This window comes from Sphingobium sp. AS12 (assembly GCF_019097845.1).
GTDB lineage: Bacteria > Pseudomonadota > Alphaproteobacteria > Sphingomonadales > Sphingomonadaceae > Sphingobium.
Genome location: NZ_JAHRGM010000035.1, coordinates 312,747 through 332,938, shown reverse-complemented (window position 1 = coordinate 332,938; position 20,192 = coordinate 312,747). Strand labels below are relative to the sequence as shown.

Annotated in this window: 30 protein-coding genes; 22 read left to right on the top strand and 8 right to left on the bottom strand. The window is 59.2% G+C overall.

Annotated features, from left to right (window positions below; translation table 11 throughout):
- Nucleotides 1-19 precede the first annotated feature (19 nt).
- Together KRZ98_RS14920 and KRZ98_RS14915 are read left to right on the top strand one after the other, a co-directional pair.
- Entirely contained in the window at nt 20-874 is an 855-nt protein-coding gene (locus tag KRZ98_RS14920; RefSeq protein WP_217674247.1) for a hypothetical protein, read from the top strand.
- Nucleotides 871-2,355, top strand: a complete 1,485-nt coding sequence (locus KRZ98_RS14915; RefSeq protein WP_217674246.1) for an AAA family ATPase — start codon at nt 871-873, stop codon at nt 2,353-2,355. Before KRZ98_RS14920 ends, KRZ98_RS14915 begins: the two co-directional genes overlap by 4 nt.
- Nucleotides 2,356-2,402: 47 nt before the next feature.
- Here KRZ98_RS14915 and KRZ98_RS24615 read toward each other — a convergent pair whose 3' ends face one another.
- A complete protein-coding gene (locus KRZ98_RS24615) occupies nt 2,403-2,588 on the bottom strand; it encodes a hypothetical protein (protein WP_368389831.1) in 186 nt (61 codons plus the stop codon).
- A 195-nt stretch (nt 2,589-2,783) separates the two neighbouring features.
- Nucleotides 2,784-3,020, bottom strand: coding sequence for a hypothetical protein (locus tag KRZ98_RS24610; RefSeq protein WP_368389830.1), 237 nt, complete (start codon nt 3,018-3,020; stop codon nt 2,784-2,786).
- Between the two features lie 13 nt (nt 3,021-3,033).
- Here KRZ98_RS24610 and KRZ98_RS24605 point away from each other — a divergent pair, with 13 nt between their 5' ends.
- The 5 genes from KRZ98_RS24605 to KRZ98_RS14890 all read left to right on the top strand — a co-directional run bounded on the left by KRZ98_RS24605 (nt 3,034) and on the right by KRZ98_RS14890 (nt 8,033).
- Nucleotides 3,034-3,294, top strand: a complete 261-nt coding sequence (locus tag KRZ98_RS24605) for an HGGxSTG domain-containing protein (RefSeq protein WP_368389829.1) — start codon at nt 3,034-3,036, stop codon at nt 3,292-3,294.
- Between the two features lie 98 nt (nt 3,295-3,392).
- On the top strand, nt 3,393-3,908 hold the full coding sequence (locus tag KRZ98_RS14905; protein ID WP_254798451.1) for a hypothetical protein: 516 nt from the start codon (nt 3,393-3,395) through the stop codon (nt 3,906-3,908).
- Nucleotides 3,909-4,045: 137 nt separating this feature from the next.
- On the top strand, nt 4,046-5,968 hold the full coding sequence (locus tag KRZ98_RS14900; RefSeq protein WP_217674243.1) for a hypothetical protein: 1,923 nt from the start codon (nt 4,046-4,048) through the stop codon (nt 5,966-5,968).
- Nucleotides 5,965-7,374, top strand: coding sequence for a hypothetical protein (locus KRZ98_RS14895; protein ID WP_217674242.1), 1,410 nt, complete (start codon nt 5,965-5,967; stop codon nt 7,372-7,374). The genes KRZ98_RS14900 and KRZ98_RS14895 overlap by 4 nt, the downstream gene beginning before the upstream one ends.
- Complete coding sequence (locus KRZ98_RS14890; RefSeq protein WP_217674241.1) at nt 7,356-8,033, top strand: hypothetical protein; 678 nt, start codon at nt 7,356-7,358, stop codon at nt 8,031-8,033. Before KRZ98_RS14895 ends, KRZ98_RS14890 begins: the two co-directional genes overlap by 19 nt.
- Before the next feature lie 12 nt (nt 8,034-8,045).
- On the opposite strand, the gene KRZ98_RS14885 is transcribed toward KRZ98_RS14890, so the two are convergent.
- Complete coding sequence (locus tag KRZ98_RS14885) at nt 8,046-8,720, bottom strand: hypothetical protein (RefSeq protein ID WP_217674240.1); 675 nt, start codon at nt 8,718-8,720, stop codon at nt 8,046-8,048.
- 139 nt (nt 8,721-8,859) lie between these two features.
- On the opposite strand from KRZ98_RS14885, the gene KRZ98_RS14880 reads away from it, so the two are divergent.
- Together KRZ98_RS14880 and KRZ98_RS14875 are read left to right on the top strand one after the other, a co-directional pair.
- The gene (locus KRZ98_RS14880) at nt 8,860-9,054 is read left to right on the top strand and encodes a helix-turn-helix domain-containing protein (protein WP_217674239.1); all 195 of its coding nucleotides are present in this window, start codon (nt 8,860-8,862) and stop codon (nt 9,052-9,054) included.
- Nucleotide 9,055: 1 nt separating this feature from the next.
- Nucleotides 9,056-9,316 (top strand): hypothetical protein, encoded by a 261-nt coding sequence (locus KRZ98_RS14875; protein WP_217674238.1) that lies wholly within the window; start codon nt 9,056-9,058, stop codon nt 9,314-9,316.
- Between the two features lie 340 nt (nt 9,317-9,656).
- On the opposite strand, the gene KRZ98_RS14870 is transcribed toward KRZ98_RS14875, so the two are convergent.
- Nucleotides 9,657-10,574, bottom strand: a complete 918-nt coding sequence (locus KRZ98_RS14870) for a hypothetical protein (protein WP_217674237.1) — start codon at nt 10,572-10,574, stop codon at nt 9,657-9,659.
- A 120-nt stretch (nt 10,575-10,694) separates the two neighbouring features.
- Here KRZ98_RS14870 and KRZ98_RS14865 point away from each other — a divergent pair, with 120 nt between their 5' ends.
- Nucleotides 10,695-11,690: a hypothetical protein gene (locus KRZ98_RS14865; RefSeq protein WP_217674236.1), complete on the top strand. Its 996-nt coding sequence runs from the start codon at nt 10,695-10,697 to the stop codon at nt 11,688-11,690.
- A gap of 52 nt (nt 11,691-11,742) precedes the next feature.
- On the opposite strand, the gene KRZ98_RS14860 is transcribed toward KRZ98_RS14865, so the two are convergent.
- Nucleotides 11,743-12,045: a polyhydroxyalkanoic acid system family protein gene (locus KRZ98_RS14860; RefSeq protein ID WP_217674235.1), complete on the bottom strand. Its 303-nt coding sequence runs from the start codon at nt 12,043-12,045 to the stop codon at nt 11,743-11,745.
- 30 nt (nt 12,046-12,075) lie between these two features.
- A complete protein-coding gene (locus KRZ98_RS24600) occupies nt 12,076-12,309 on the bottom strand; it encodes a helix-turn-helix transcriptional regulator (RefSeq protein ID WP_217674234.1) in 234 nt (77 codons plus the stop codon).
- Between the two features lie 136 nt (nt 12,310-12,445).
- Here KRZ98_RS24600 and KRZ98_RS14850 point away from each other — a divergent pair, with 136 nt between their 5' ends.
- The 9 genes from KRZ98_RS14850 (at nt 12,446) to KRZ98_RS14810 (ending at nt 16,374) form a co-directional block, all read left to right on the top strand.
- Entirely contained in the window at nt 12,446-12,859 is a 414-nt protein-coding gene (locus tag KRZ98_RS14850) for a hypothetical protein (protein ID WP_217674233.1), read from the top strand.
- On the top strand, nt 12,856-13,218 hold the full coding sequence (locus KRZ98_RS14845) for a hypothetical protein (protein ID WP_217674232.1): 363 nt from the start codon (nt 12,856-12,858) through the stop codon (nt 13,216-13,218). Before KRZ98_RS14850 ends, KRZ98_RS14845 begins: the two co-directional genes overlap by 4 nt.
- Nucleotides 13,215-13,475 (top strand): hypothetical protein, encoded by a 261-nt coding sequence (locus tag KRZ98_RS14840; RefSeq protein WP_217674231.1) that lies wholly within the window; start codon nt 13,215-13,217, stop codon nt 13,473-13,475. The genes KRZ98_RS14845 and KRZ98_RS14840 overlap by 4 nt, the downstream gene beginning before the upstream one ends.
- Complete coding sequence (locus tag KRZ98_RS24150) at nt 13,472-13,786, top strand: hypothetical protein (protein WP_254798450.1); 315 nt, start codon at nt 13,472-13,474, stop codon at nt 13,784-13,786. The genes KRZ98_RS14840 and KRZ98_RS24150 overlap by 4 nt, the downstream gene beginning before the upstream one ends.
- 100 nt (nt 13,787-13,886) lie before the next feature.
- Nucleotides 13,887-14,216: a hypothetical protein gene (locus KRZ98_RS14830; protein ID WP_217674230.1), complete on the top strand. Its 330-nt coding sequence runs from the start codon at nt 13,887-13,889 to the stop codon at nt 14,214-14,216.
- Nucleotides 14,213-14,716: a hypothetical protein gene (locus KRZ98_RS14825; protein ID WP_217674229.1), complete on the top strand. Its 504-nt coding sequence runs from the start codon at nt 14,213-14,215 to the stop codon at nt 14,714-14,716. Before KRZ98_RS14830 ends, KRZ98_RS14825 begins: the two co-directional genes overlap by 4 nt.
- Before the next feature lie 2 nt (nt 14,717-14,718).
- Complete coding sequence (locus KRZ98_RS14820; protein WP_217674228.1) at nt 14,719-15,375, top strand: hypothetical protein; 657 nt, start codon at nt 14,719-14,721, stop codon at nt 15,373-15,375.
- The gene (locus tag KRZ98_RS14815; protein WP_217674227.1) at nt 15,372-15,761 is read left to right on the top strand and encodes a hypothetical protein; all 390 of its coding nucleotides are present in this window, start codon (nt 15,372-15,374) and stop codon (nt 15,759-15,761) included. Before KRZ98_RS14820 ends, KRZ98_RS14815 begins: the two co-directional genes overlap by 4 nt.
- Before the next feature lie 163 nt (nt 15,762-15,924).
- A complete protein-coding gene (locus KRZ98_RS14810; RefSeq protein WP_217674226.1) occupies nt 15,925-16,374 on the top strand; it encodes a hypothetical protein in 450 nt (149 codons plus the stop codon).
- Here the strand turns inward: KRZ98_RS14810 and KRZ98_RS14805 are convergent.
- Nucleotides 16,361-16,597, bottom strand: coding sequence for a hypothetical protein (locus KRZ98_RS14805; protein WP_217674225.1), 237 nt, complete (start codon nt 16,595-16,597; stop codon nt 16,361-16,363). The two genes, KRZ98_RS14810 and KRZ98_RS14805, sit on opposite strands and share 14 nt — an antisense overlap.
- Before the next feature lie 196 nt (nt 16,598-16,793).
- On the opposite strand from KRZ98_RS14805, the gene KRZ98_RS14800 reads away from it, so the two are divergent.
- Entirely contained in the window at nt 16,794-17,324 is a 531-nt protein-coding gene (locus KRZ98_RS14800) for a hypothetical protein (RefSeq protein WP_217674224.1), read from the top strand.
- A 70-nt stretch (nt 17,325-17,394) separates the two neighbouring features.
- Here KRZ98_RS14800 and KRZ98_RS14795 read toward each other — a convergent pair whose 3' ends face one another.
- Nucleotides 17,395-17,616 carry a hypothetical protein gene (locus KRZ98_RS14795; RefSeq protein ID WP_217674223.1) on the bottom strand — a complete coding sequence of 74 codons (222 nt, stop codon included), beginning with the start codon at nt 17,614-17,616 and terminating at the stop codon, nt 17,395-17,397.
- A gap of 30 nt (nt 17,617-17,646) precedes the next feature.
- Between KRZ98_RS14795 and KRZ98_RS14790 the strand changes: the two genes are divergently transcribed.
- A complete protein-coding gene (locus tag KRZ98_RS14790; RefSeq protein ID WP_254798446.1) occupies nt 17,647-19,356 on the top strand; it encodes an anti-phage dCTP deaminase in 1,710 nt (569 codons plus the stop codon).
- Between the two features lie 162 nt (nt 19,357-19,518).
- Complete coding sequence (locus tag KRZ98_RS14785; protein WP_217674222.1) at nt 19,519-20,190, top strand: peptidylprolyl isomerase; 672 nt, start codon at nt 19,519-19,521, stop codon at nt 20,188-20,190.
- Nucleotides 20,191-20,192 lie beyond the last annotated feature (2 nt).

Genomic DNA, 20,192 nt, shown 5'->3' with positions numbered 1-20,192 from the left:
TCCGGCCAAATCAGCGCCCATGTCGGAATCTGACACACGGCTCGCCTTCCTGTCTGCAATGGAAGCTGTTGGCATGAAGCCCGTCGAGGGCATTCTGTCGCGGCTCGGCCCTGATCTGCTTCGCTTCCGATGTGAGGGCGACAAGCCCGGCAAGCTCAACGGCTGGGCAATCCTGCATCTGGACGGCGTGCCCGCTGGTGCCTTCGGTAACTACAGACTGGGCCTATCCCAGAAATGGTGCGCGGGCGTGGCGGAGCAGCTTTCGCCTGCGCAGCGGAGCGAACGGTCGGCCGCAATCCGAGAGGAACAGGAAGCGCGGGCCGCAGACCGCATTCGCTTGCAGGTTCAGGCTGCGCAGGCAGTCGAGCAGGAATGGGAGCGGGCCGGGCCGGTCAATCCGTGTCACGGCTATCTTGTCGCCAAGGGCATCGACGGCGAAGGCCTGCGCCAGCGCGGCAACCTGCTACTGGTGCCGATGAGTGATGAAGCCGGCAAGCTCTGGAATCTCCAGCGGATCGCGCCAGACGGCACGAAGCGCTTTGCCAAGGGCGGGCGGCAACGAGGCCTGTTCTGCGTCATTGGCGAGCCGCAGGGCGTTATCTGCATCGGCGAAGGCTACGGGACCTGTGCCGTGGTGCGTCGGGCCACCGGTGAGGCAGTGGCGGTTTCCTTCTCGTCCGCCAACATGGTTCGTACGGCAACCGCCTGCCGGTCGCTCTATCCCGATTCCGACATTATCGCCCTGGCCGATGACGACCCGCACCTGATCGACAATCCGAACATTCGGAAAAATCTCGGCATGGAGGCTGCCTATGCGGCTGCGGCGGCTGTCGGTGGTCGGGTGGCATTGCCGCCTCGCGGGGTGGCGGCATGACCGAACAGGAGGCGCGGGACTTCGCGGATGTCGGCAAAGATATGGGCGACAATGTCATCAGGGCGGCGATCAAGGCCGCGCGCCCTATTCCGGCCAACAGCGATGCAATCACCGCGACGCCCTACGTCTGGCGCGATCCGTCCAGCATCCCACCTCGGCCATGGGCCTATGGTCGTTGGTTCCTGCGCGGCACGATCGCGTGCGTCGTCGCGCCGGGTGGCGTCGGCAAGTCCACCATGTTGGCGGGTACGGCTCTCGCCCTGGCGTCGGGGCGGTCGCTGCTCGGGAAGACGGTCTGGGACGGACCTAAGCGCGTCTGGCTGTGGAACCTGGAAGATGATCTGGACGAATTGTCCCGGTCGATACAGGCGGCGGCAAAGCATTATGCCGTTGAGCCGGTCGAGGTCGAGGGGCGGCTGTTTGTGGATAGCGGGATGGAAGGATCGACCCTCTGCACCGCAGTAGAGGATGACAACGGGTTCCGCCTTCTGCTCCCAGTCTATGAGGCGCTTACCGCCGAACTGCTCCGGCGCAAGATCGACGTGCTGGTAGTAGATCCTTTCGTCTCCAGCCATGAGGCAGAAGAGAACGCGAACACCAAGATCGACAAGATTGCTAAAGCATGGGGACGGGTCGCGAAGGCGGCGAACTGCGTCATCGTGCTTGTCCACCACACTAGCAAGGCGGGTGCTGGCGAGGTCACAGCGCTGTCGGCGCGCGGCGCGGTGGCGCTCATCAATGCGTCGCGCTCGACGTTGGTCATCAACCGCATGGAGCCGGAACAGGCTGAACGGCTGGGCATCCCGCAGGAAGACCGGCGTCGGTACATCAGCGTGGCAGACGACAAGGCCAACCGTGCGCCAGCCGAAAAGGCGGACTGGTATAAGTTGGTATCGGTAGATTTGGGCAATGGCCCCATGGACGGGCACGCACCTGGCGACAGCATTGGCGTTGTCGAGCCGTGGAAGGTGCCCGATCCGTTTGATGACGTGAAGCCGGGGCACCTGCTGCGGGTTCAGCAGATCATCGATGCAGGAGATTTTCGGGAAAATGCCCAGGCTGCGGACTGGGCGGGCAAGGCAGTCGCGCAGGTTCTCGATCTCGATGTGAATGCCAGGACCGATAAGGCGCGCATCAAGCAGTTGCTTTCCGGCTGGCTGAAGGAGGGGGCGCTCAAGATAGTCGAGAAGTCGGACGGCAACCGTGAAAAGCGGAAGTGGATCGAGGTCGGCAATTGGTTGCAGCATACATCTGCCGCACTTGAAAAATGTGCGGCGCGGCACGGTGCGGCGGTGAAGCGCACAGAGTGCAGCACCACCACCCTCCCCCCTGTAGGGGAGGGGTGGTGCGGCAGTGCGGCAGGCATAGAAAATCAGGTGCTGCAAAATCGTGGTGCGGCAGACCTCTCTGACGACGGCGGCCTTAATGCCAATGGTGACATCAGCGGCTGGAACGACTGCGCGCCGGGGGGTGCTGCATGACCATGGCGCGCGCTCTGGAAAAGACCCCACTCAATCGAAAGGCGAAATCAGTGGACGAAGAACACCGCCGAAATGTTGCCCGTGAGATTCTTGCGGGAATGGATGGCTATGACGACCTCAACGCTGCCGACAAATCTGCCGCAGTGGACGATCTCATAGCTTACGAGGATCGAGGCCCCCGCCTGTTGGTCAAAATCGATAACGACGGCGGGAAGCTGATGATCGGCTCTCATTCGAGCGAAAGCAGCATGTTCACCGATCTCCGCCTCACCAAGATTTTCGGAACCAGTTCCCCAGCTTTTGCCAATCGGCAGGTCCTCAAGATGTTTCGCTACTTTCGCGATTCCAAGGAAAATCCCGAAGGTGAAGTGAACGCGGCCCTCAGCTTCATAGAGGGGATGGAGGCCCGTAACGAGGCTGAGGCAGCACTACTCACGCAAATGGCCATGGCGAACCATGCGGCAACTGAGACGCTTGGGCGCATGGAGAGGGTGAACTTCATCGACCAGTCCATTGTGCTGGGCAACCTGGCCAACAAATTCATGCGGACGTTCGTTGCCCAGACTGAGGCACTCGCAAAGCTCCGGCGCAACGGCGTGCAGGAAGTCCGTCACATCCACATCGATAACCGGGGCGGCCAAGCGGTCGTCGCTGAGCATATTCATCAAGGGGGCAAAGATGGACACCACCTGCACAACGCCGTCTGCTGCGCGCCTCTGCTTAGCGAAGACGCGCAAGGGTGCGGCGTGTCGCTCACGGGCCTTGAAAGGGAAGGCGCGCTGTCGGCTGCACGGCGGGAGGTCTCCGGGTGCCCCGATGGGCAACCAAAGGGCGCTGAAACACGGGGGCTATACGGTCGGAACGATCAAAGAGAATGAGCGCCTTCGAGGGGAGCTGGGCCGCTTCCGCGACCATCTGAAATCGCTCGTCGAGGGGTGACGGGGTGTCGATTCAAACAGATTCGGTTCAGCCCTATCGTCGTTCCGACGATCTATGAAAGGCATTCTATGTGCGACCCAGCAACTATCGGAACGCTCATGATTGCGTCCACCGTTGTCTCTACCGCAGGCGCGGGCTTCTCGGCGCTCCAGGCCAATGCTCAAGCTGGGTATCAGGCGAAGGTCGCGGATCAAAACGCCAAGCTGGCGGGCGAAGCCGCCCGGCAGGAGGCGGACAATACCCGCGACGCTGCGCTGGCCCATTACCGCAAGGTATCCGCCCTGCAAGGCCAGCAGCGTGTCGCCATGGCAGCGGGCGGGATCGATACCAATTTCGGCAATGCAGCCGATCTGACGGCAGATACCCATATGCTCGCGCGGGAGGACACTCGGCGCATCTACGATCAGGGCGCTGAAAACGTGCGCGGGTTCAATATCGAGGGCATGAACTATCAGGCGCAGGCGGCGGCTTCTCGTCAAGCGGGCAAGGGCGCGCTTATAGGCGGCGCGTTCGACATGGCTGGGACCGCGTTGGGCGGGGCCACCCAATATGCCAGTTTCAAATCCAAGTTCAGAACGCCGAAACTCAAATACGACCTAGCGGGGTTTGGCTGATGCCTAAAATCTCCACATATGGCGCTGCGTGGGTAAACCCGGTCCAAACGACAGGCGCTCGGTTTCGGGCCGCTGACAACGCCGGCGGGGTCGGTGACGCCATCGGCCGTGGGCTACGTCAGGCCGGGCGCGATGTCATGGAATTCGCTGTTGCCCAAGATCAGATCGAGGAGAATCTGGCCAAGATCAATTCTGATAATCTTGGTCTGAACGCCAGTTCTTCGATCACTACGACGCTTGCCGATTTCAAAACGAAGGCTGGCAAGCTGGCACTGGATGCGCGGCCCGGTGTCGAAAACTCAATAGACGAGGCGTTGAAGGGTGTGCTGGCTCAGGCTGATCCACGGACGAAGATGCATTTGGAGCCCCAGCTTGCTCGTATGCGGTCGGCAGCTTTGAACGATGTGGCGTCCTATGCGGTCGGCCAAACCAAAATCTATGATCAGGAAACAGGCAAAGCCAAATTCTCGAACCTTTTGGAGGGCGCAGTCGCGTCCGATGATCCCGCGAAGCGCTCGGAGTTCATTGCGAATGCAAAGGCCCAGGCCCGTGAAAATGCGATCATGGCGGGACTGGGAGGCGATGAAATTCTGGTCAAGGTCGAGCGCGATGCAATGTCAACGGCCCACGTCGCCGTGGTCAAGCGCTACATGGCCGACAAAGACTATGAGATGGCCGATGCTTACAAACAGGCTCATTCTGGTCAATTCAATGCAGGGGATGAAGCTGAGATTTCCGCTGATCTTGCAGCGCCATTGCTAAAGCGCTGGGCATCTCAAAAGGTTGATTCGTTGGCGATGCTCCCCCCGATCGTCGGACAGCCGGGTAAGGGTGTTGCGACGGCTGCTGGCACTCCAGTTACAAACGGCGGCGAAGCCATCAAAGCACTGTTCCCTCAGGCAGTGGTTACATCGACATACCGCGCCGCAGACCACCCCCTATCTAAGGCCAACCCGAAATCCTGGCACACCAAGAGCCATGCTGCTGTTGATGTGAAGCCGATCGCCGGAATGTCGTTTGCCCAATACGTTAAGGGTGTCGAGGGCGCAGGCTACACGGTCTTGGAAGCACGGAACGAAGTTGGCGCAGGCCGGTCTGCTCACGCGACTGGCGATCATTGGCATGTTGTTCTTGGCGAGGGAGGCGGCGGCACCGTTCCAGCAGCCCGCCGCTGGGACATGAAGGCACTGACCCAGCGCATATTCGCAGTTGCAGAGCGTGAAGGCTGGTCGATCGAGCAGCGCGACGCAGCTCTGTCGGAAGCCAAGGAGCGCGTGTCGCTGGATGAGACGCTCAAGGCGCGACAGGAGGATGATGCCAAGGATGCCGCGCTTCGATGGGTGCTGACAAAGGGAGATAGCTTTACCGACATCTCGCAGATGCCATCTGGCATCCGAGATAACCTTCCGCCCGAAGCGGCGGTACAATTTTCAAATGCGGCCAAATCGAATGGCACGAGTTCGGCACCGAAGGCCAATTCGCGCGAGGCTATGCGCCTTCATGCGATTCAGCACGGGAACCCAGATGTATTCCTTAAAGCCGACCTTGGAGAGTTTATCGGCAAGGTGACACCCGCAGAACTAGATGCAGCGGTGACTGATCAGGCCCGGATGCGTGGCCCCGGTGGCGATAGGATGCTCCAAACCCGGTCAGCCATTTCCACATCGATCGGGTATCAAACAGCCTTCGATCCAGCGATGGCTAAGTTGCTTAATGTGAAAGCAAACCCTGAGAATTACGCGCGCGTGGCTCGCGACATGGAAGGGTACATCAAATCCATAACAGCGGGTAAACGGGAGCCCACTGCGCAGGAAATCGACGCAGCATGGAAACGCGCCATTATGCCGGTAGCCGTGCCAAATTCGTCGCGGTACGGACAAGAGGTGGAAACGAAGCCCCGATTTGCAGCGGGCGGACGCTACCAGGTCGCGGTGCCGATCGTGACACGCGAGCGTATCATCAAAGAATGGAGAGACGCCCATAACGGCGAGATGCCGCCAGATGGCGTGATCGGCGACATCTACGTCCAGAACAAGGGCAAACCGGAGTATTGGGAATGACCGATCTTACATCCTCACTGATGGGCGCGCCTTTACCGAGCGGCGCGACGGCCACCCCTGACACTGATCCATTGGGGGAAATGCTGCGGACCAACCGCGATGCCGCCATTTCGCGCCGCATCCGGGAGGCCGACGCTGAGAAAGAGGCGCGCGTGTCGATGCTGGCGCGTGAGTATGACATGCCCGCCGCTGTCATTTCGGCTGATTTACCTGGCTTTGAAGCGCAGGCGCGAGCTAGGCGAGCGCAAACGGTGATGGGGCAGTATCCTGCCATTGCTGGATGGTCCCAGCAGGGCAACAACGCCGCCATTGCTGCGGACGACTTTGATGGGCTTGCTCAATTGGGTCGGGTTTTCGATGCCAAGGAATGGCAGAAGCGGCGGACGAATCAAGACTATTGGAAGAGGGCGCTAGCGGGTAATGGCGAACTGACGGCCGCGCGCCAGCCAGAGCCTACTTTGCTGAATAGCATCAAAGGCCTTGCCGTCGATTTTGTTCAGGGTGGGGTTAAGGCGCGTGAAGGTCTGAGCTTGGCATTCGCCGATTGGACGCATTTCCTTGTGCCCAAGGCCGCCCCTGGCGCGCCCTCATTGGGGGATTTCTCAGTCCCGAATGCAATGCAGCGCTACCAGCGTGCGGACGACAGGGCTGAGGCAAGTCGCCCGGCGTTCAAATCCAAGACTGCTGAAGGTTTTTATGCGGGCGCGTCGTCCCTTGCCCAGATGGCACCAGGCATCGCTGCCTCGATAGCCACAGCCAATCCGGCACCGGCATTATTGGCTGCTGGCGGGCAGAGCGGCTTCGACTCCTATGGCAAATACCGATCGCGAGGCGGAACGCGCGGGCAGGCTGCCCTTGGCGGCGCGCTCGAAGGCGGCATTGAGGTGGTGACGGAAAAACTGCCGATGGGATTCCTGGTCGAAAGCTTGGGTAAAGTCGGCGCAGGCAGATTCCTGTCGGGGTATCTAGGGCGCGAATTTCTGACGGAACAGGCCGCAACCCATGCGCAGGACGCAGTCGACACTGCAATCGCCAACCCTGATAAGACATGGGGCGAATATCTGGCGGAGCGTCCAGATGCCGCATACAAGACGGCCCTCGCTACCTTGGTGACCTCCGGCGCTCTTGCGGGCGTGAACCGCATAGCTTCAAAAATGCAGCAGCGCGCTGATAGCATGATGGAAGCCCACGCCGGTGCGATGTTGCTTGATGGTCTGGAGAAGGCGGCCCGTTCGTCCAAGACGGCGCAGCGCGATCCCGATGCCTTCGCTGCACTTGCCCAGCAGCTCGGCGAAGAGGCGGGGGTCGACCGCGTGTTCATCCCGGCAGAGGCGGTGGTCGCTTATCTCACCGCTGACGCGGACAACCAGTATTTTGGAGAGCCCAAATGTCCTTGGCAAATCTGATCGTTCAGCCACAGGCTGCCTATCTCTATACAGATTGCGGCTATTACGATGCCGACGGTGTGATTCTTAAACTGGAACACAAGATCATGCCGTTTCCCAACCAGGCTATGGCGATAGCCATGGTTGGAGCAGGCAAGCTCAACGCCACCTTGATGTTCGATGAAATTGAGCGCCGGGGGTATGACAAGTTAGGCCAGATAGCATTCTTACGTGCGTTCCGGGCGATGGTTCGGGAAACTTGCAGCGAAGATGCCGATGGTGGTGACAGGGAAGATCGCCGCTTCATGATCGGCTTTTACTCACATGAACATGGGCGTGCGCTGGGCCTGACTATTTTCACGCCCGGAATGGGGCCGGATGGAAAATCCCCTTACGAATACCACTCCGCTGACATAATCATTGCGCCCATGGTTCCGCCTGCCGACGCATTTGGCGACCGAAAGGTCAACGTGACAGTGCCTCGCTCATTTGACCCCATTGAGGATGGCAAGGTCTTGGTCGATGCCCAGCGAAGGAAGGTTGCCGGTTGGAGTCATGGTGTGGCGGATGGAAGCCGTGTCGCCGGTGATGTGCTGATGACGGAAGTGTCGGCAACCACCATGCGGTTCGAACTGATCCACATGTACCCTGATCAGGTTGGCATGAAAGTCGCAGCTTAGGAGTTCAGCGTCTCACTGGAAATGGTCGGGATACTCTCGGGCCAGGACAGCTTGAACCACCGCCATGTCCGGGTCGGACGGGTCGTCATACTCATCGAGTCGAGCGAAGGTAGGGGCGCTAGGGTCCATGCCTTTGCTTGCCGAGAAGCTGAAAAAACCAAACCCCCGGCGCTGGCCTTCAAAGTCAGCTAGGACTTGCGCATCCCGCTTCATGAGATGGATCGGCATGAGATAGAATGACACCTGCGTGGTGCGCCCGCTGCGTTCGTCGAACTGCTTATTGAATGCGGCAATCCGTTGGAGCGGGATGCGTACACCGTTCTGGAGCGCATAGACCGACCGAAGCGGCAACTCCGTTGCAATGACGCTGGAACTGGTCAGCATGACAACGGCGTTCTTTCCCAGACCGACATACTCCTCGGCCGTCGACGGGAAGCAGATGTCGCCATCCACTTGCCGGATCGCCTCAAGGCCGAGATCCTTCATAACCTGATCAGGTGAGCCTGAAGTTCGCTCTGTCTGTGTTGCGATAGCTACGTCGGCACTGATTGCTGATATGATGATGATGACCGCCTCGGTCAGTAATCTCCTAATTTTCATTCCGAATGTCCCTGCCTGTCTGACAACGGGGTCGAGCCGACGATCGCCCCAGATATGATGGCGGAAGACGCCCTCCAACCGGTCCACGTCACGGTAAAGGGCGGCTCGGTTTGGTCAATGGCGGTGCGAGTCCATAGGTTGATTCCCTGTGACATTTGCCGCCCAACCGCCTGAGAGCCATCGCCGCGCTTCGTCCATATGCGTCCTCAACGATGGAGTGACGCCGATGACGACAATCAAACCAGCCGCCCTCACGATCGACGAGTTCAGCCAATGGGCGCGGATGGGGAAAACCCGCACCTATGAAGAGATCGGCAAGGGAACTCTTCGGGCGATCAAGGTCGGGAGACGCACGCTAGTTCCTATGGACGCTGCCGAGGCATGGCTGGCCGCTCAACCCTCCTTCCGCGTGGGAGCGTGAAATGCGCTTTACCCATGATGCCGAACTGGATGAGCCCGGCGACGGCCCGCAGATGAAGGCGGCGATTGCATGGTGCCGGAAGGCCAAGATACCGGTGTATCGACCTTCGCCAACGCAACTGAAATTCGAGAACCTGAATTTCTTCCCGACCACGGGCACGCTGCACTACGACAATCAGAGAAAGCTGGATCTGCGCGGCCTAGCAGGGCTGCGAACCCTGCTCGAGCGTATCTGGGGATCTAAGCTGCCGCCGATCGAGTGAAACGCTGGGGCACTTGCCGTTCGATCGCGTGTCGGACGCCTGTGGTCAGCGCTATTTATATCAACACCTTCACCACCTTCTCCTTCACCTTAATAATGCCTTCCCCCTCTATGCCCTTCCCCTTTATCCCTCTCCATCAACCCTCCTTCGCCTGGCCAGAATCCATTATTTTAAAAGGTTATTGATCGGTCGCGATCCCACCATATGGGTGGCAAATCGCGTAGCCCACGGGCGGCCTATTCGCCGTAATTTATCAAGGGGTTACGCAAGGTCATTTCCGTTTCCTGATTTTCGCAGTTCCGTTTCCTGGTCCGGGGGCTTCCGTTTCCTGATTTGACCCTCAGCCAGCAGGTCTGATGATGCTGTCGCGATTGGCATAGAACCATTGCAGATACCGATCATCCAGGGGCGGCCCATTGTCGCCAATCGGCATGCTGGGGAAATCATTGACTGACGCCCATCGGCGGCGCGTCGCGTCATCAAGGAAGCGGGACACGCCCATTCGCTTCACAGAGATTTCGCCCTGTGGTCTGAAGTTTATGATCGTCCAATTCGCCACTCTTGGCGAGGCTACTGGATTTGAACGATCGAAAGCGATCAAGGTCTTGTCCAATGCCTTCATGAGATAGGTGAACCTGTTCCACTGCGCGATAAGGTTACGGCCAGCGCGGGGCTTGACCATCATTGTACGCTCAGTCTTCGTTCGCACCAGCGGGCCTTTGACCACGCGCGCAAGCGTCGCATTCACATATGTATTGAACTCCTCGACCAGATGCGGCGGGATCCGAAGCGTTATGTGTGTATGCAACCCCCTGCGACTGCCGCGCTCTAGGACCCAATAATAGGCTGCGGGTTCATCATGGCGTTCAAACCATCGCCGGATTGCATCCAGGAAGGCTTTTTGTCGTGCGGCCACCAGCACGTCGGAATGAATGCCCTGCATGGACCATGTGATGTCTATGCTGGAGTCCAGCACTATGCCGAGGCAATTGGCGAATGCGATGGCTTCATAGCCCTTGACGAACTGCCGCCATCTCAGCGACCGAGAGACGCCCCATCCTGCCCATGTTCGCAAGAAATCGAGTTTAGTCGTGCCGTAGATGCCCTCCACAAGTTTGCCGTATCGCCCGCCACCGACAATGCCTCCAAAACCATCATCAATCCGGTCGAGGTCGATCCCGCCTTCGTGGCAATGCCGCATCCAGCCTTCACTGTCGGAAAAATCGGCGCGGGTGAGGGGGTGTTCTTCTTTGTCCATTCAGCAGTTGTGCCGCGATGGGCCTAAAACATCGTAAAACGGGACGGCTACGCGTTACGTCCTGTTGCCTCCAAGTGAATTCTCCTCGCCTGCAATTCCTGTCGGCATGGAGAACACGCCTTGAAACGAACGCACCTACCCATCGTCCCTGATGCGGTCCTCACCCGCTACCGGGTGAGCGAACCCAACGACAACCGCTTTCGATCCTGCGCCCGTCTGCTCCAAAGCCTGTGGCGCGCTGGCCGTGAATTGCGCATCGGTCGGCACGTCCCGCCCAATGGCGAAAAGCGCTGGCTCGGTTCCCGGATCAGCGACACCGCCGCACGGCGCGGTGGCAACTTCATGTCACCGGAAATCGCCCGGCTGGTCTGGCTGGAACATGCCTATCGCGAGCCTTGGGCGACCTCGGACGAGCAGCGCCTGTGGACCAACCTCCTGTCCAGCCATCCGCTGGTGTTCAATGCGTTCGGCCCGTTGCGGCTGGACGAATGCCTCGCGACCAACATGCTTCGCGCAATGTTCCCCGATTTGGCGGATGCCACGGCGGAGACAGTGCTGTTCGAGCATTCGCCGGGGCGCGGCTCGGACGACCTGACCGGGGACAACACGGCGTGGGACGCGGCAATCACCTATGTCCGCGCCGACGGTCGCAAGGGTATCATCGCGATCGAGATGAAATACAGCGAGAGCGGCTGGGAGCCTATCCGGGATTTGCGCGCTCGCTATGCCCATCTCATGCCCGCAACGGGCCTGTTCAACGACCCGATGGCACCGGAACTGCGAAAGCGCCCCGTCCAGCAGTTGATGCGTGAGCATGTGCTGCTCCAGGCTGCGATCATGCGGGGCGATTATGCCGAGGGCCGGTTCATGGTCATCCTGCCCGAACTGAACCAGCCGATGCAGAACGCCTGCCAGCGCTATGCCGCGCAACTGGCGTTGCCCTCCGAAGGTAAGGCTCCGTTCGCCACGCTGTCACTGGAGGCGTTCATCGACCTCATGCGGCATCAGGGCGACAAGGATTACGCCGAGGATCTGCACGAGCGCTACTGCCTGTGGGAGCGAATCGACGACATCATGGAAGATGCCGTGCCTGCTGAACTGGCGGGGGGCAGCTAAGGCAATGGGCCTTCCCGATCGGCAATTCGTTCTGATCGGGAAGGCTCAGCTTTCAGGCTGGCTTGGCGAGCATTTTCTGCGCGCTGGTCTTCACGAAATCCGAGATCGGCCCGGACATCATCTTGAGCATCATGGGAACCGACACGGTGCCGCGAACCACAGCATCCTCGACCACAAGCTGGACCGGGACGGTCTGCCCCATGGCGGTGATCTTCATGTCCAGTGTGGTGTCCGTCGTCCAATTGGAAACGACGGTGCCACCGCCTGGGATGTGCTGTTCCAGCTTGGGCAGCCCGGCGTCAATGCGCCGCTTGGCCTCGGTTGCGCCGAGGGTGTGGGGAATGTCGATGTCCATTGCTTCTCCTTAATCGGCGCATCGCTACGCCTACCTGAACCGCACGCCTTCGCCGCCTTGGTTCGACGCCTCTCCGGTTGAGACAAAGGCAATTCCCGCTCGTGATAGGGCCGTTTCAATGGCAGTCATTGAAGGGTTCGCGATTGGAGCTCCCGCCTCGTATCGGCGAACGGTTGCCACGCCGATCTCGGCCTCGTTGGCCAGATCCTGAGCGGACCAATTGAGCAGGGCTCGAGCAGCGCGGCATTGGTCCACAGAGATCATGTGATCGGATCTATATCAATTCGCTCTTGTTCGCCAGCGTTCGCAGTGATATGAAAACTATCAGTCGGTCGAGAATGGAGGGCCTAATCTCCAAACTCGACCTGATCGAAACCCCTGATGAAGAGGGAAGACGACTATGAACACCCTAACGCCCTCGCGGCGCAATGTCATGCGCGCGCTTGCTGCGATCGCGACCGGCCTGCCGACGCTGGCCTATGCGACGCCAACACTGGTCTGCATCCCCAGGCCTGATACGACGGCATGGGACAGCCTTGTAGCGGACTATCGCGCCGCCACCTCCGTCATGAACGCGCACCCTTATGGGTCTACCTGCCCCTCGCACCCCGATTATGAGACGCTGGACGCCGACCATGACCAGTATCTTTGCCGCGCCGCCCGATCGCTCGACGCGGTGATGGAATACCCCGTCACCGATAACAGGATGCTGGCGGAAAAGATGGAGATCATGGTCGCAGAGTTCGGCGGCGATAATTTCGTCAGCAGCATTCTCGCCGATGCCCGCCGCCTTTGCGAACGGGGGGTGTCATGAGTTGGATCACCTTCAAGCAGCCGCATCCATTGGATGGCGTATGGTCGCAGGCGCTCGATGCCGTCCAGAACGCTCAGACTGCAATGGACGATCTGGGGGCAGACTTCACCGATGAGGAACTGGCAGAAGCAGGGGATGCGGTAACCGCTGTCCTGAACGTCGTCTGGGCGCTGCCTGCTCGGAACCTGTCGGACAGCCTAATCAAGTTGAGCCTTGCTGGGGTAGAGGATTCTCCCCGCACCGACTGCGACATCGGCGCGATCCTGATTGAGGCCATTGGGCTTTTGGACGCCAGCGTTGCCCGTGGTGAGAAGCTGCGCGGGATAATGCCCGACCTGCTGGAAGGAGTGATCCTATGATCGCCTTGCAGGAACATCCGGCGATTGTCCGCGACGACGTGACATTCGATCCCGGCGAGTGGCTTACCCGCTATGTCGAACTTGGCGGCGGCTATGCCATAGTCGGGGATGCGGTCTGGCTGCATTGGCTGCTGAACGGCGCTGCGGAGGAAGCGGTAATCCGCTCCCATGAACGCATCGTGCGTGGTGACGCTGATCGTCGCAATGCCGTCAAAGCGCTCATCATGGAGCGCGTCAGCCGGGAGATGGTCGAATGATCGCCTATCGCCAGAACTATGCCGCGCTGCAATTCACGCCCAAGCCGAGGAAGAGGGCCATCCGGCGCGATCCCCGTCCGCGCCTGGACACGCCGAAAGGCGCTGCGGCTCCGATACCGTCATCCCTGCTGGAACGGATTGCCGCCGCCATCAAGATTGGTTCGGTCCGTGAAGCCGACTTTGGGCGGATGGTGAACCGCGATCCCAATCTTGTCGGTGATCTCTATGCAGGGCGAAAGGTGCGATCGGGCACGTTGTTCCGCATCATCGAGACGCTTGATCGGATCGAAGGAGGGCAGGGCAATGGCTAGTCACGCTGCCGCCGCCGATGGATACAAGCCCCGGCATTATCGTGGTTGGCGTCGCAACCGAGACCGGCGGCGCTGGATCGCGGGCGGCTCATTGGAGGGGATGCTGGCGGTTATCCCGTCCATGCCGCGCCCGGCGCTTGCCCGTCTTGTTCAGCAGGCCATCGACCGGATGGATGATCTCGATGCGGACGTCGACCTTGAACTGAATGGCGACGAATTCGACGGCCTTCTGGGTGAAGATGATTTCTGCTGCCACGATGCCGGGTCGGCTCCTGGGCCAGGATGCTCGCTTAGCGATGCTGCTGAGGATGAAGAAATTGGTTCGGCAGAACAGGGGCAAGCCGTCATCGTTTCGATCACCCGTAGCAGGTCCACCAAACGTCGCGCTCTCCGCCGACTGCTGCTTATCGGGGAAGGAGGACTGAAATGAACATCAGCATAGTCGTGCCCAGCAACGGATTGCCCGCAATGTCCGACACCATCGGTGCTGAGATCGAACGATCGTCCGCCCGTCTCCAGATAATCGACCGGATCGAACCCGGCCATGGCGTGGTTCCCATATTCGAAGATGGCGGGGTGTTGCTCCGGCCCGGCGAGGTCGCCGTTTACAAGGAAGAGCGTTCTTACGAGTTTTGTGATGGAACGCCGCCGGGCCTTTACTGTCTGGAGCGGCAGCGGCCTGTCGCCTGCTCGGCCTTGCCTGACAGCCCGCGGGTAATCGAGCGCGAGGTTGTCTATGTGCGTCCGGCAACCCGATCCGGATTAGAAAAGGGGTGCTGGGAATATGTGCCCCTTAGATCGAAAATTATCCGGGGCGTCCGTCGGTATGCTCGGCCAGAAGGTCCGTTTTTCCCGTGGGCGCTCGGCACTTACATTCTCGGTCCGGTCGTCGGTATCTACATGCCAGTCGCTTTTTCGGGGGAGTGCTGACCATGAGGTTTCCCCCGAATGTAGCCACTGCCGACGAAGAAATTCCGGCTATCGACAATACCGACTGTTGGGCAGGTCCTGATCTGCACTCCGCTCAGGCAAGCGACGCCATGCTTCTAAAACTCTCCGAACTTGACGACGATGACGTTGGCTACGTCGATTGTTGGCTAGAGCTATTGGGGTCTGTCGGCGGCACAGCTCATGCAGAATACAGCGCGGAAGGCGATGTTCGTCTGTCTGTTGGTGTGCCGTGCGATACGCAGATGCGGCACCGCTGGCGCTGGACCCACATTCTGGCCCACGATCTCGATCGCTTGGAGGGCCGCCGGAGCCTGCTTTTGCGTCGCCTGAGCCGGTCGGGCTGGGTGATCGACATGCGGCCACGCGATGCGCAGGCGACCACAATTGCCATGCGGAACTTTATCCGGGCTGGTGGCCGCATCTTGGTTACACCCGAAGGCCACATTGAAGAAGGCGGTGGCGTTCCGCGCGCGTTGTACGATGGCTCACCGCAGGACGTGAATGAATGCCTACTTGCCGGTCGCGCATATCTCGATGTCCGTAAGCATTTCCGAGCCGATCCCCAAATTAGGCGGGCAGCGAAAATGCTCGGTCACAAGACCGCCAACGGATGGTGGGTTTTGGAGGCGCGGTCATGACCCAGATCATTCCATTCCCAAAGCCTATCAAGCGCGGGAGAAAGCGGGTCACTAGCTATGTTCATACCGCTGGCGGTGATCTCGCGCTGATGTTGAAGTCTCGGGACGGCGAGCACACTCCGCCGAACGTCGTGCGTCTCAAACTGGTGCAGGATCGAAAGGATAAGGCGCTGGATCGCTGGTGTTCCCAATTTGGGCGTTGGGACGAGGCACACTTGATGGCGCTGGCGCTCTACACCGCGCTGTCCGACGAGACGCGGATTTCCGTGCTGAAACAACTGAGGCACGCCGCTTTCGGCGATCACGATGCCCCAGACATGCGAGCGGCGGCAGACAGCCTATTGACCCGCCTGCCACGTCCGAAACCGCCGGGTGACGCAGCATGAGAAGGAAGAAGCACCGCTGAGTTCTCGATCTCAACCATTAGCACCTATTGCGCCTCGGCCCCAATCGGGCCGGGGCGTTTCGCCGTCCCGACCGCGCCGCCACCGCTTCCATGATAGTCTCGCCCTATCCAACAGTTTCACCGATGCGCCATGGTGGATCGACATGTACCGCCGGGCATTTCCAAAGCTCGCCTCTGCCGTCGCCGTGCGAAACGACGGCTGGGCGCAACGCGGCGGGATAGACCGTGTCCTGACCTTGGACTGCGGTCGGACCTACACCGTGGACGAGAAGGTCCGCATGGAGGACTGGCCCGACATTTTACTGGAGCGCTGGAGCGACGAGGCCCGGCGTATCCCCGGATGGGTCCAGAAACCTCTGGCCTGCGACTTCATCGCCTATGCCTTTGCGCCATCGGGCATCTGTTACCTGTTGCCAGTCGTGCCGTTGCAGCGCGCTTGGCGGCAGCATGGGAAGGAATGGATCAGGCAGTATGGGACGCGGCGGGCGCAGAATGTGGGCTACGTCAGTGTGAGCGTGCCGGTGCCGAAGGATGTATTAATGCGGGCCATTGCAGAGGCTATGGTGGTCAGTTTACCAGTTACGCTGGCATGAGGCGTAGGCCGAGAATATCAAGCATCCTGAACCCAGCCTCTAGGCATGGGACCGCTGCTAAGACCCGGATACCACATCCCCTCGGGTTGTCGCTTGCTTCGTAAATATAGAGACCCGTGCTGTCTTCTTTCATCCCATTCTCAGCGAGTGTTTGCTTTGAAAGTTCAGAAAGGTAAATCTCCTGGCCGTTAGGGGTTGTCCCCATTGCAAGGAACTCGTCCATGGCTCGTCCTCCTGCTCCGCGCACAAATCCTAGACTGTCGGCTTCGCAACTCGCCGACTACCTTGTCGCGCCAACTCCGGTAGGACAGATGGGGATTCTTCGGCAAGCAAAAAACCCAGGGCCTAACCGAGCGCTCATCATCCAGTACGCGCACGCTAGGCGGGCAATCTCGGAATGTTTGCGAAATCGTGCTGGCATGAACCGGATCGCAGCTCAGGCAATTACGGATCTTCAAGACCGACGTGATGACATGGCCAACGGTCCGCTGGTCCGAGATGATGCCCAACGATGCATGGACGTCATTGACTCATTTCAGCGGGCTACGAACGAGCTGGACCTTTGGAATGCAGAGTATCTCGAGCCGCGGCTTCCATCAGTTAGCCTGAATATCAATGGGGTAGAAATTTCTGTGAGCCCTGATCTCATTTCAAGGGTGGTGCGGCGTGATGGTCCGCGCGTTGGACAAGTTTTTATCCGATGCACCATCGGCGCAGGCGGCGATGCAGCGGAAGGGAGGCGAGCCGAAGCGAACGGTCATTTGGCGACAATCGCCCACCTTCATGCACAACAATATATCGGTGATCTTGGAACGGTGCACCCTCAAGCATCAATGGTCGTAGACGTGCCCAGGCGTTCAGTGGTTCGGGGACCAACGAACTCCGCGCGGAGGATCGCTAATATTGAAGCGGCATGCGCGATGATAGCAGCAGTTTGGCCGACGGTATGAACCTTGGCAAACGCACAAGCGTGATTGACGAGATGAAGAGTTTTAAGCCTGCCGAATTAACGGCGCAGAATCATGCAGAAACGCGGCTGGCCGTCGAACGCGCAACTTTCTCTTGTTCATCAAGAGCATTACGCCATTTGCCGTCCAAAACATACTGCCCGCCCATCCGGCGCGCCAGACGATCGGCAGTTCGAGAAACCTCATCGATGACATCCAGAGTGCGTTGATCTCTGACCGTCATTTTCTGTCTCCCCATTTCCCGCTTGCCTTTGATGCCTGAATCACATTCCATTTGCCAGCCTAAATGCACGAGGGGGTCTGAATGTCCGATGAGCCGAACGCTATTTTGCACCCAGAATTGGTGTTCGGAATCGCGGGTCCGATCGGGATCGATATAGATGCGATCTCTCAGACGCTTGCCCAAGCTCTTCAAGCGGTTGATTATCAAACCGTCAATATCCGCATCACCTCGGAGATCGATGAGGAAACGACCGACATCGCCAAGTCTAAAGGCAACGATTATGAAGCCGTGATGTCGTACAAGATGGATCACGCTAGCGAGGTTTGCCGACGCTATGGTTCTCCAGACACGCTCATGCGCTTTGCGATGCGTGCAATCCGTCAACATAGGGCTTCAGTCTATCCGCCTATCTCAGGCGAAGAGCCAGCTGAAGCGCTACCTCCTGAAGAGCGGGTGATCGCAAAGACCGCCTATTTAGTCCGTCAGTTGAAACGGCCGGAAGAGGTCGACCTGATGCGGAAGGTCTATGGACGCCAGTTCGTACTCATATCTGCATATGGCTCAGCCGAAAGCCGAAAGCGTATCATTGAGCAAAAGCTGAAGCGATCGTTACAATTGGACGTGCCCGATCATGAGATCAGCGCCAAGGCCGACAAACTCATGCATCGAGACATGAACGAGGATGGCGATGCTCACGGGCAGCATTTGCGCGAGACCTTCCATAGGGCGGACGTTTTTATAGACGGCATTCATAAGGAAGAGATGGAAGCGAAAACCGTCCGATTTGTAGAAGCGCTATTTGGCAAAGCCGATATAGCGCCCACCAAAGCCGAGTACGGCATGTACGCGGCCAAGTCCGCTTCCCTTCGATCGAGCGATTTGTCGCGCCAGGTAGGAGCAGCGATTTTTACTTCTGATGGTGAACTGATCACGCAGGGCTGCAACGAAGTGCCGAAGGCTTTTGGCGGCACATATTGGGATGGGGAAGAGCCCGATCACCGCGACATCAAGATGGGTCATGATCCGAACGACCTTTTAAAGCGCGAGGTCATCCGCGATTTGATGGAAAGGCTCCAACGCGGTGGAATGCTATCTCAGGAGGCCCGAAACATCGGCAGTTCTGCCCAGATTGTTGATCGCCTAACCCAAAAGCCGACCTCCACTCCTCAAATCGGCGAAGGTGCCCTTTACGGCGCACAGATCACGGATCTGACAGAATATGGCCGCGTAGTTCATGCAGAAATGTGTGCGATTTGCGATGCTGCCCGTCTTGGTCGGTCGATCAAAGGGGCGACCCTCTACTGCACCACTTTTCCATGTCACAACTGCACCAAGCATGTGCTGGCGGCTGGTATCTCCAAGGTTGTTTACATGGAGCCGTATCCCAAGAGCAAAGCCAAGGAATTGCACGAGAATGAAATCGAGATCGAACAAGAGACTGGCGGGCGCGTCGCATTCCTGCCGTTCCTAGGTATTTCGCCATATCGGTATCGTGATATTTTCCAGAAAGGTCGCCGAAAAAAGGGCGGCCTCGCTCTGCAATGGTACGAGGAAATTCCTCGGCCAATGATAGACGTGCCGGTGCCGACCTACGTCGATCTTGAGACGTGGGAATACGGATTGTTGCTAGGTCAGTTCAAATCCGGTGGTGCACCCATAATTGAGACAGACCGCCCGGCAGCCAGTCAGTCGGAAGCGGGTTCAGCGACAAGCGACGCGCCCCAAGGAAATGGTTTGGGGGCCAGATTGGGGGCCACGATGAAAAACATATTCAAACAAGACAAGGAATAGCTGATATTTCAGCCAGCAATGCGTTTCCGTCTCCGGCACCACTTTTTCCTCATTCAGATCATGTCACGCGCAGCCCTTCTGGCAGCGGGTGATTGCGCTGACCGTGCGGCGGCTCTAGCCATTGGGGCTTCATCCCTCCCTGCCGCGAGTGTTCGCCTGTCGATGCGTCTGTTTGTCCGTTGCCTTGCCATCCTGTCAGCCCTGCTTTCGTCCAGCTTTGCCCATGCGGTGCCTGCGAACCGACCGATGCCCGGCTATATCCGGGTGGCGATCGAAACGTCGGTGGGGACGATCATCGTGGCGCTCGACACTAGGCGCGCGCCGCGGACGTCGGCCAATTTCCTGACCTATGTAGATGACGGGCGGTTCGATGGCGTGACTTTCTATCGCGCGGCGCGGCGCAAGAGCGATCCGACGCAGGGGCTGATCCAGGGCGGGATCGACATGGATGTGCGGCGATCGCTGCCGCCGGTGGTGCATGAGCCGACCAGCCAGACCGGCATCCGCCATCTCGACGCCACCCTGTCCATGGCGCGGCCCAACCGGACCAATTCGGCGATGGGCAATTTCTTCATGACCGTTGGCGCAACCCCGACGATGGATGCGCGCGAGGGGTCCATCGGCTATGCCGCGTTCGGCCATGTGGTGGGCGGGATGGCGGTCGTGAAAAAGATATTGGCCGTGCCGACCTGTTGCGGAACGGGTCCGATGCGGGGGCAGATGATCGTCAAACCCGTCCAGATCCTGCGGGCGCGGCGGATGGATGGGACAGCGAAACCGACGCGCGGGGTCAAGCCATGGCTGATCGGCTTGAAAAGGCCGACAGTAAGATAGAC

Coding starts and splice junctions, on each gene's coding strand:
- KRZ98_RS24150 (WP_254798450.1), top strand. CDS start 13,472: ATGATCGCCTATCGCCAGAACTATGCCGCGCTGCAATTCACGCCCAAG.
- KRZ98_RS14870 (WP_217674237.1), bottom strand. CDS start 10,574: ATGGACAAAGAAGAACACCCCCTCACCCGCGCCGATTTTTCCGACAGT.
- KRZ98_RS14840 (WP_217674231.1), top strand. CDS start 13,215: ATGATCGCCTTGCAGGAACATCCGGCGATTGTCCGCGACGACGTGACA.
- KRZ98_RS14810 (WP_217674226.1), top strand. CDS start 15,925: ATGTACCGCCGGGCATTTCCAAAGCTCGCCTCTGCCGTCGCCGTGCGA.
- KRZ98_RS14875 (WP_217674238.1), top strand. CDS start 9,056: ATGCGCTTTACCCATGATGCCGAACTGGATGAGCCCGGCGACGGCCCG.
- KRZ98_RS14825 (WP_217674229.1), top strand. CDS start 14,213: ATGAACATCAGCATAGTCGTGCCCAGCAACGGATTGCCCGCAATGTCC.
- KRZ98_RS14890 (WP_217674241.1), top strand. CDS start 7,356: ATGTCCTTGGCAAATCTGATCGTTCAGCCACAGGCTGCCTATCTCTAT.
- KRZ98_RS14815 (WP_217674227.1), top strand. CDS start 15,372: ATGACCCAGATCATTCCATTCCCAAAGCCTATCAAGCGCGGGAGAAAG.
- KRZ98_RS14920 (WP_217674247.1), top strand. CDS start 20: ATGTCGGAATCTGACACACGGCTCGCCTTCCTGTCTGCAATGGAAGCT.
- KRZ98_RS14805 (WP_217674225.1), bottom strand. CDS start 16,597: ATGGACGAGTTCCTTGCAATGGGGACAACCCCTAACGGCCAGGAGATT.
- KRZ98_RS24600 (WP_217674234.1), bottom strand. CDS start 12,309: ATGATCTCTGTGGACCAATGCCGCGCTGCTCGAGCCCTGCTCAATTGG.
- KRZ98_RS14795 (WP_217674223.1), bottom strand. CDS start 17,616: ATGGAATGTGATTCAGGCATCAAAGGCAAGCGGGAAATGGGGAGACAG.
- KRZ98_RS24615 (WP_368389831.1), bottom strand. CDS start 2,588: ATGAGAGCCGATCATCAGCTTCCCGCCGTCGTTATCGATTTTGACCAA.
- KRZ98_RS14820 (WP_217674228.1), top strand. CDS start 14,719: ATGAGGTTTCCCCCGAATGTAGCCACTGCCGACGAAGAAATTCCGGCT.
- KRZ98_RS14830 (WP_217674230.1), top strand. CDS start 13,887: ATGCTGGCGGTTATCCCGTCCATGCCGCGCCCGGCGCTTGCCCGTCTT.
- KRZ98_RS14850 (WP_217674233.1), top strand. CDS start 12,446: ATGAACACCCTAACGCCCTCGCGGCGCAATGTCATGCGCGCGCTTGCT.
- KRZ98_RS14785 (WP_217674222.1), top strand. CDS start 19,519: ATGCGTCTGTTTGTCCGTTGCCTTGCCATCCTGTCAGCCCTGCTTTCG.
- KRZ98_RS24605 (WP_368389829.1), top strand. CDS start 3,034: ATGGACACCACCTGCACAACGCCGTCTGCTGCGCGCCTCTGCTTAGCG.
- KRZ98_RS14880 (WP_217674239.1), top strand. CDS start 8,860: ATGACGACAATCAAACCAGCCGCCCTCACGATCGACGAGTTCAGCCAA.
- KRZ98_RS24610 (WP_368389830.1), bottom strand. CDS start 3,020: ATGAATATGCTCAGCGACGACCGCTTGGCCGCCCCGGTTATCGATGTG.
- KRZ98_RS14900 (WP_217674243.1), top strand. CDS start 4,046: ATGGAATTCGCTGTTGCCCAAGATCAGATCGAGGAGAATCTGGCCAAG.
- KRZ98_RS14860 (WP_217674235.1), bottom strand. CDS start 12,045: ATGGACATCGACATTCCCCACACCCTCGGCGCAACCGAGGCCAAGCGG.
- KRZ98_RS14915 (WP_217674246.1), top strand. CDS start 871: ATGACCGAACAGGAGGCGCGGGACTTCGCGGATGTCGGCAAAGATATG.
- KRZ98_RS14790 (WP_254798446.1), top strand. CDS start 17,647: ATGTCCGATGAGCCGAACGCTATTTTGCACCCAGAATTGGTGTTCGGA.
- KRZ98_RS14845 (WP_217674232.1), top strand. CDS start 12,856: ATGAGTTGGATCACCTTCAAGCAGCCGCATCCATTGGATGGCGTATGG.
- KRZ98_RS14895 (WP_217674242.1), top strand. CDS start 5,965: ATGACCGATCTTACATCCTCACTGATGGGCGCGCCTTTACCGAGCGGC.
- KRZ98_RS14905 (WP_254798451.1), top strand. CDS start 3,393: ATGATTGCGTCCACCGTTGTCTCTACCGCAGGCGCGGGCTTCTCGGCG.
- KRZ98_RS14800 (WP_217674224.1), top strand. CDS start 16,794: ATGAACCGGATCGCAGCTCAGGCAATTACGGATCTTCAAGACCGACGT.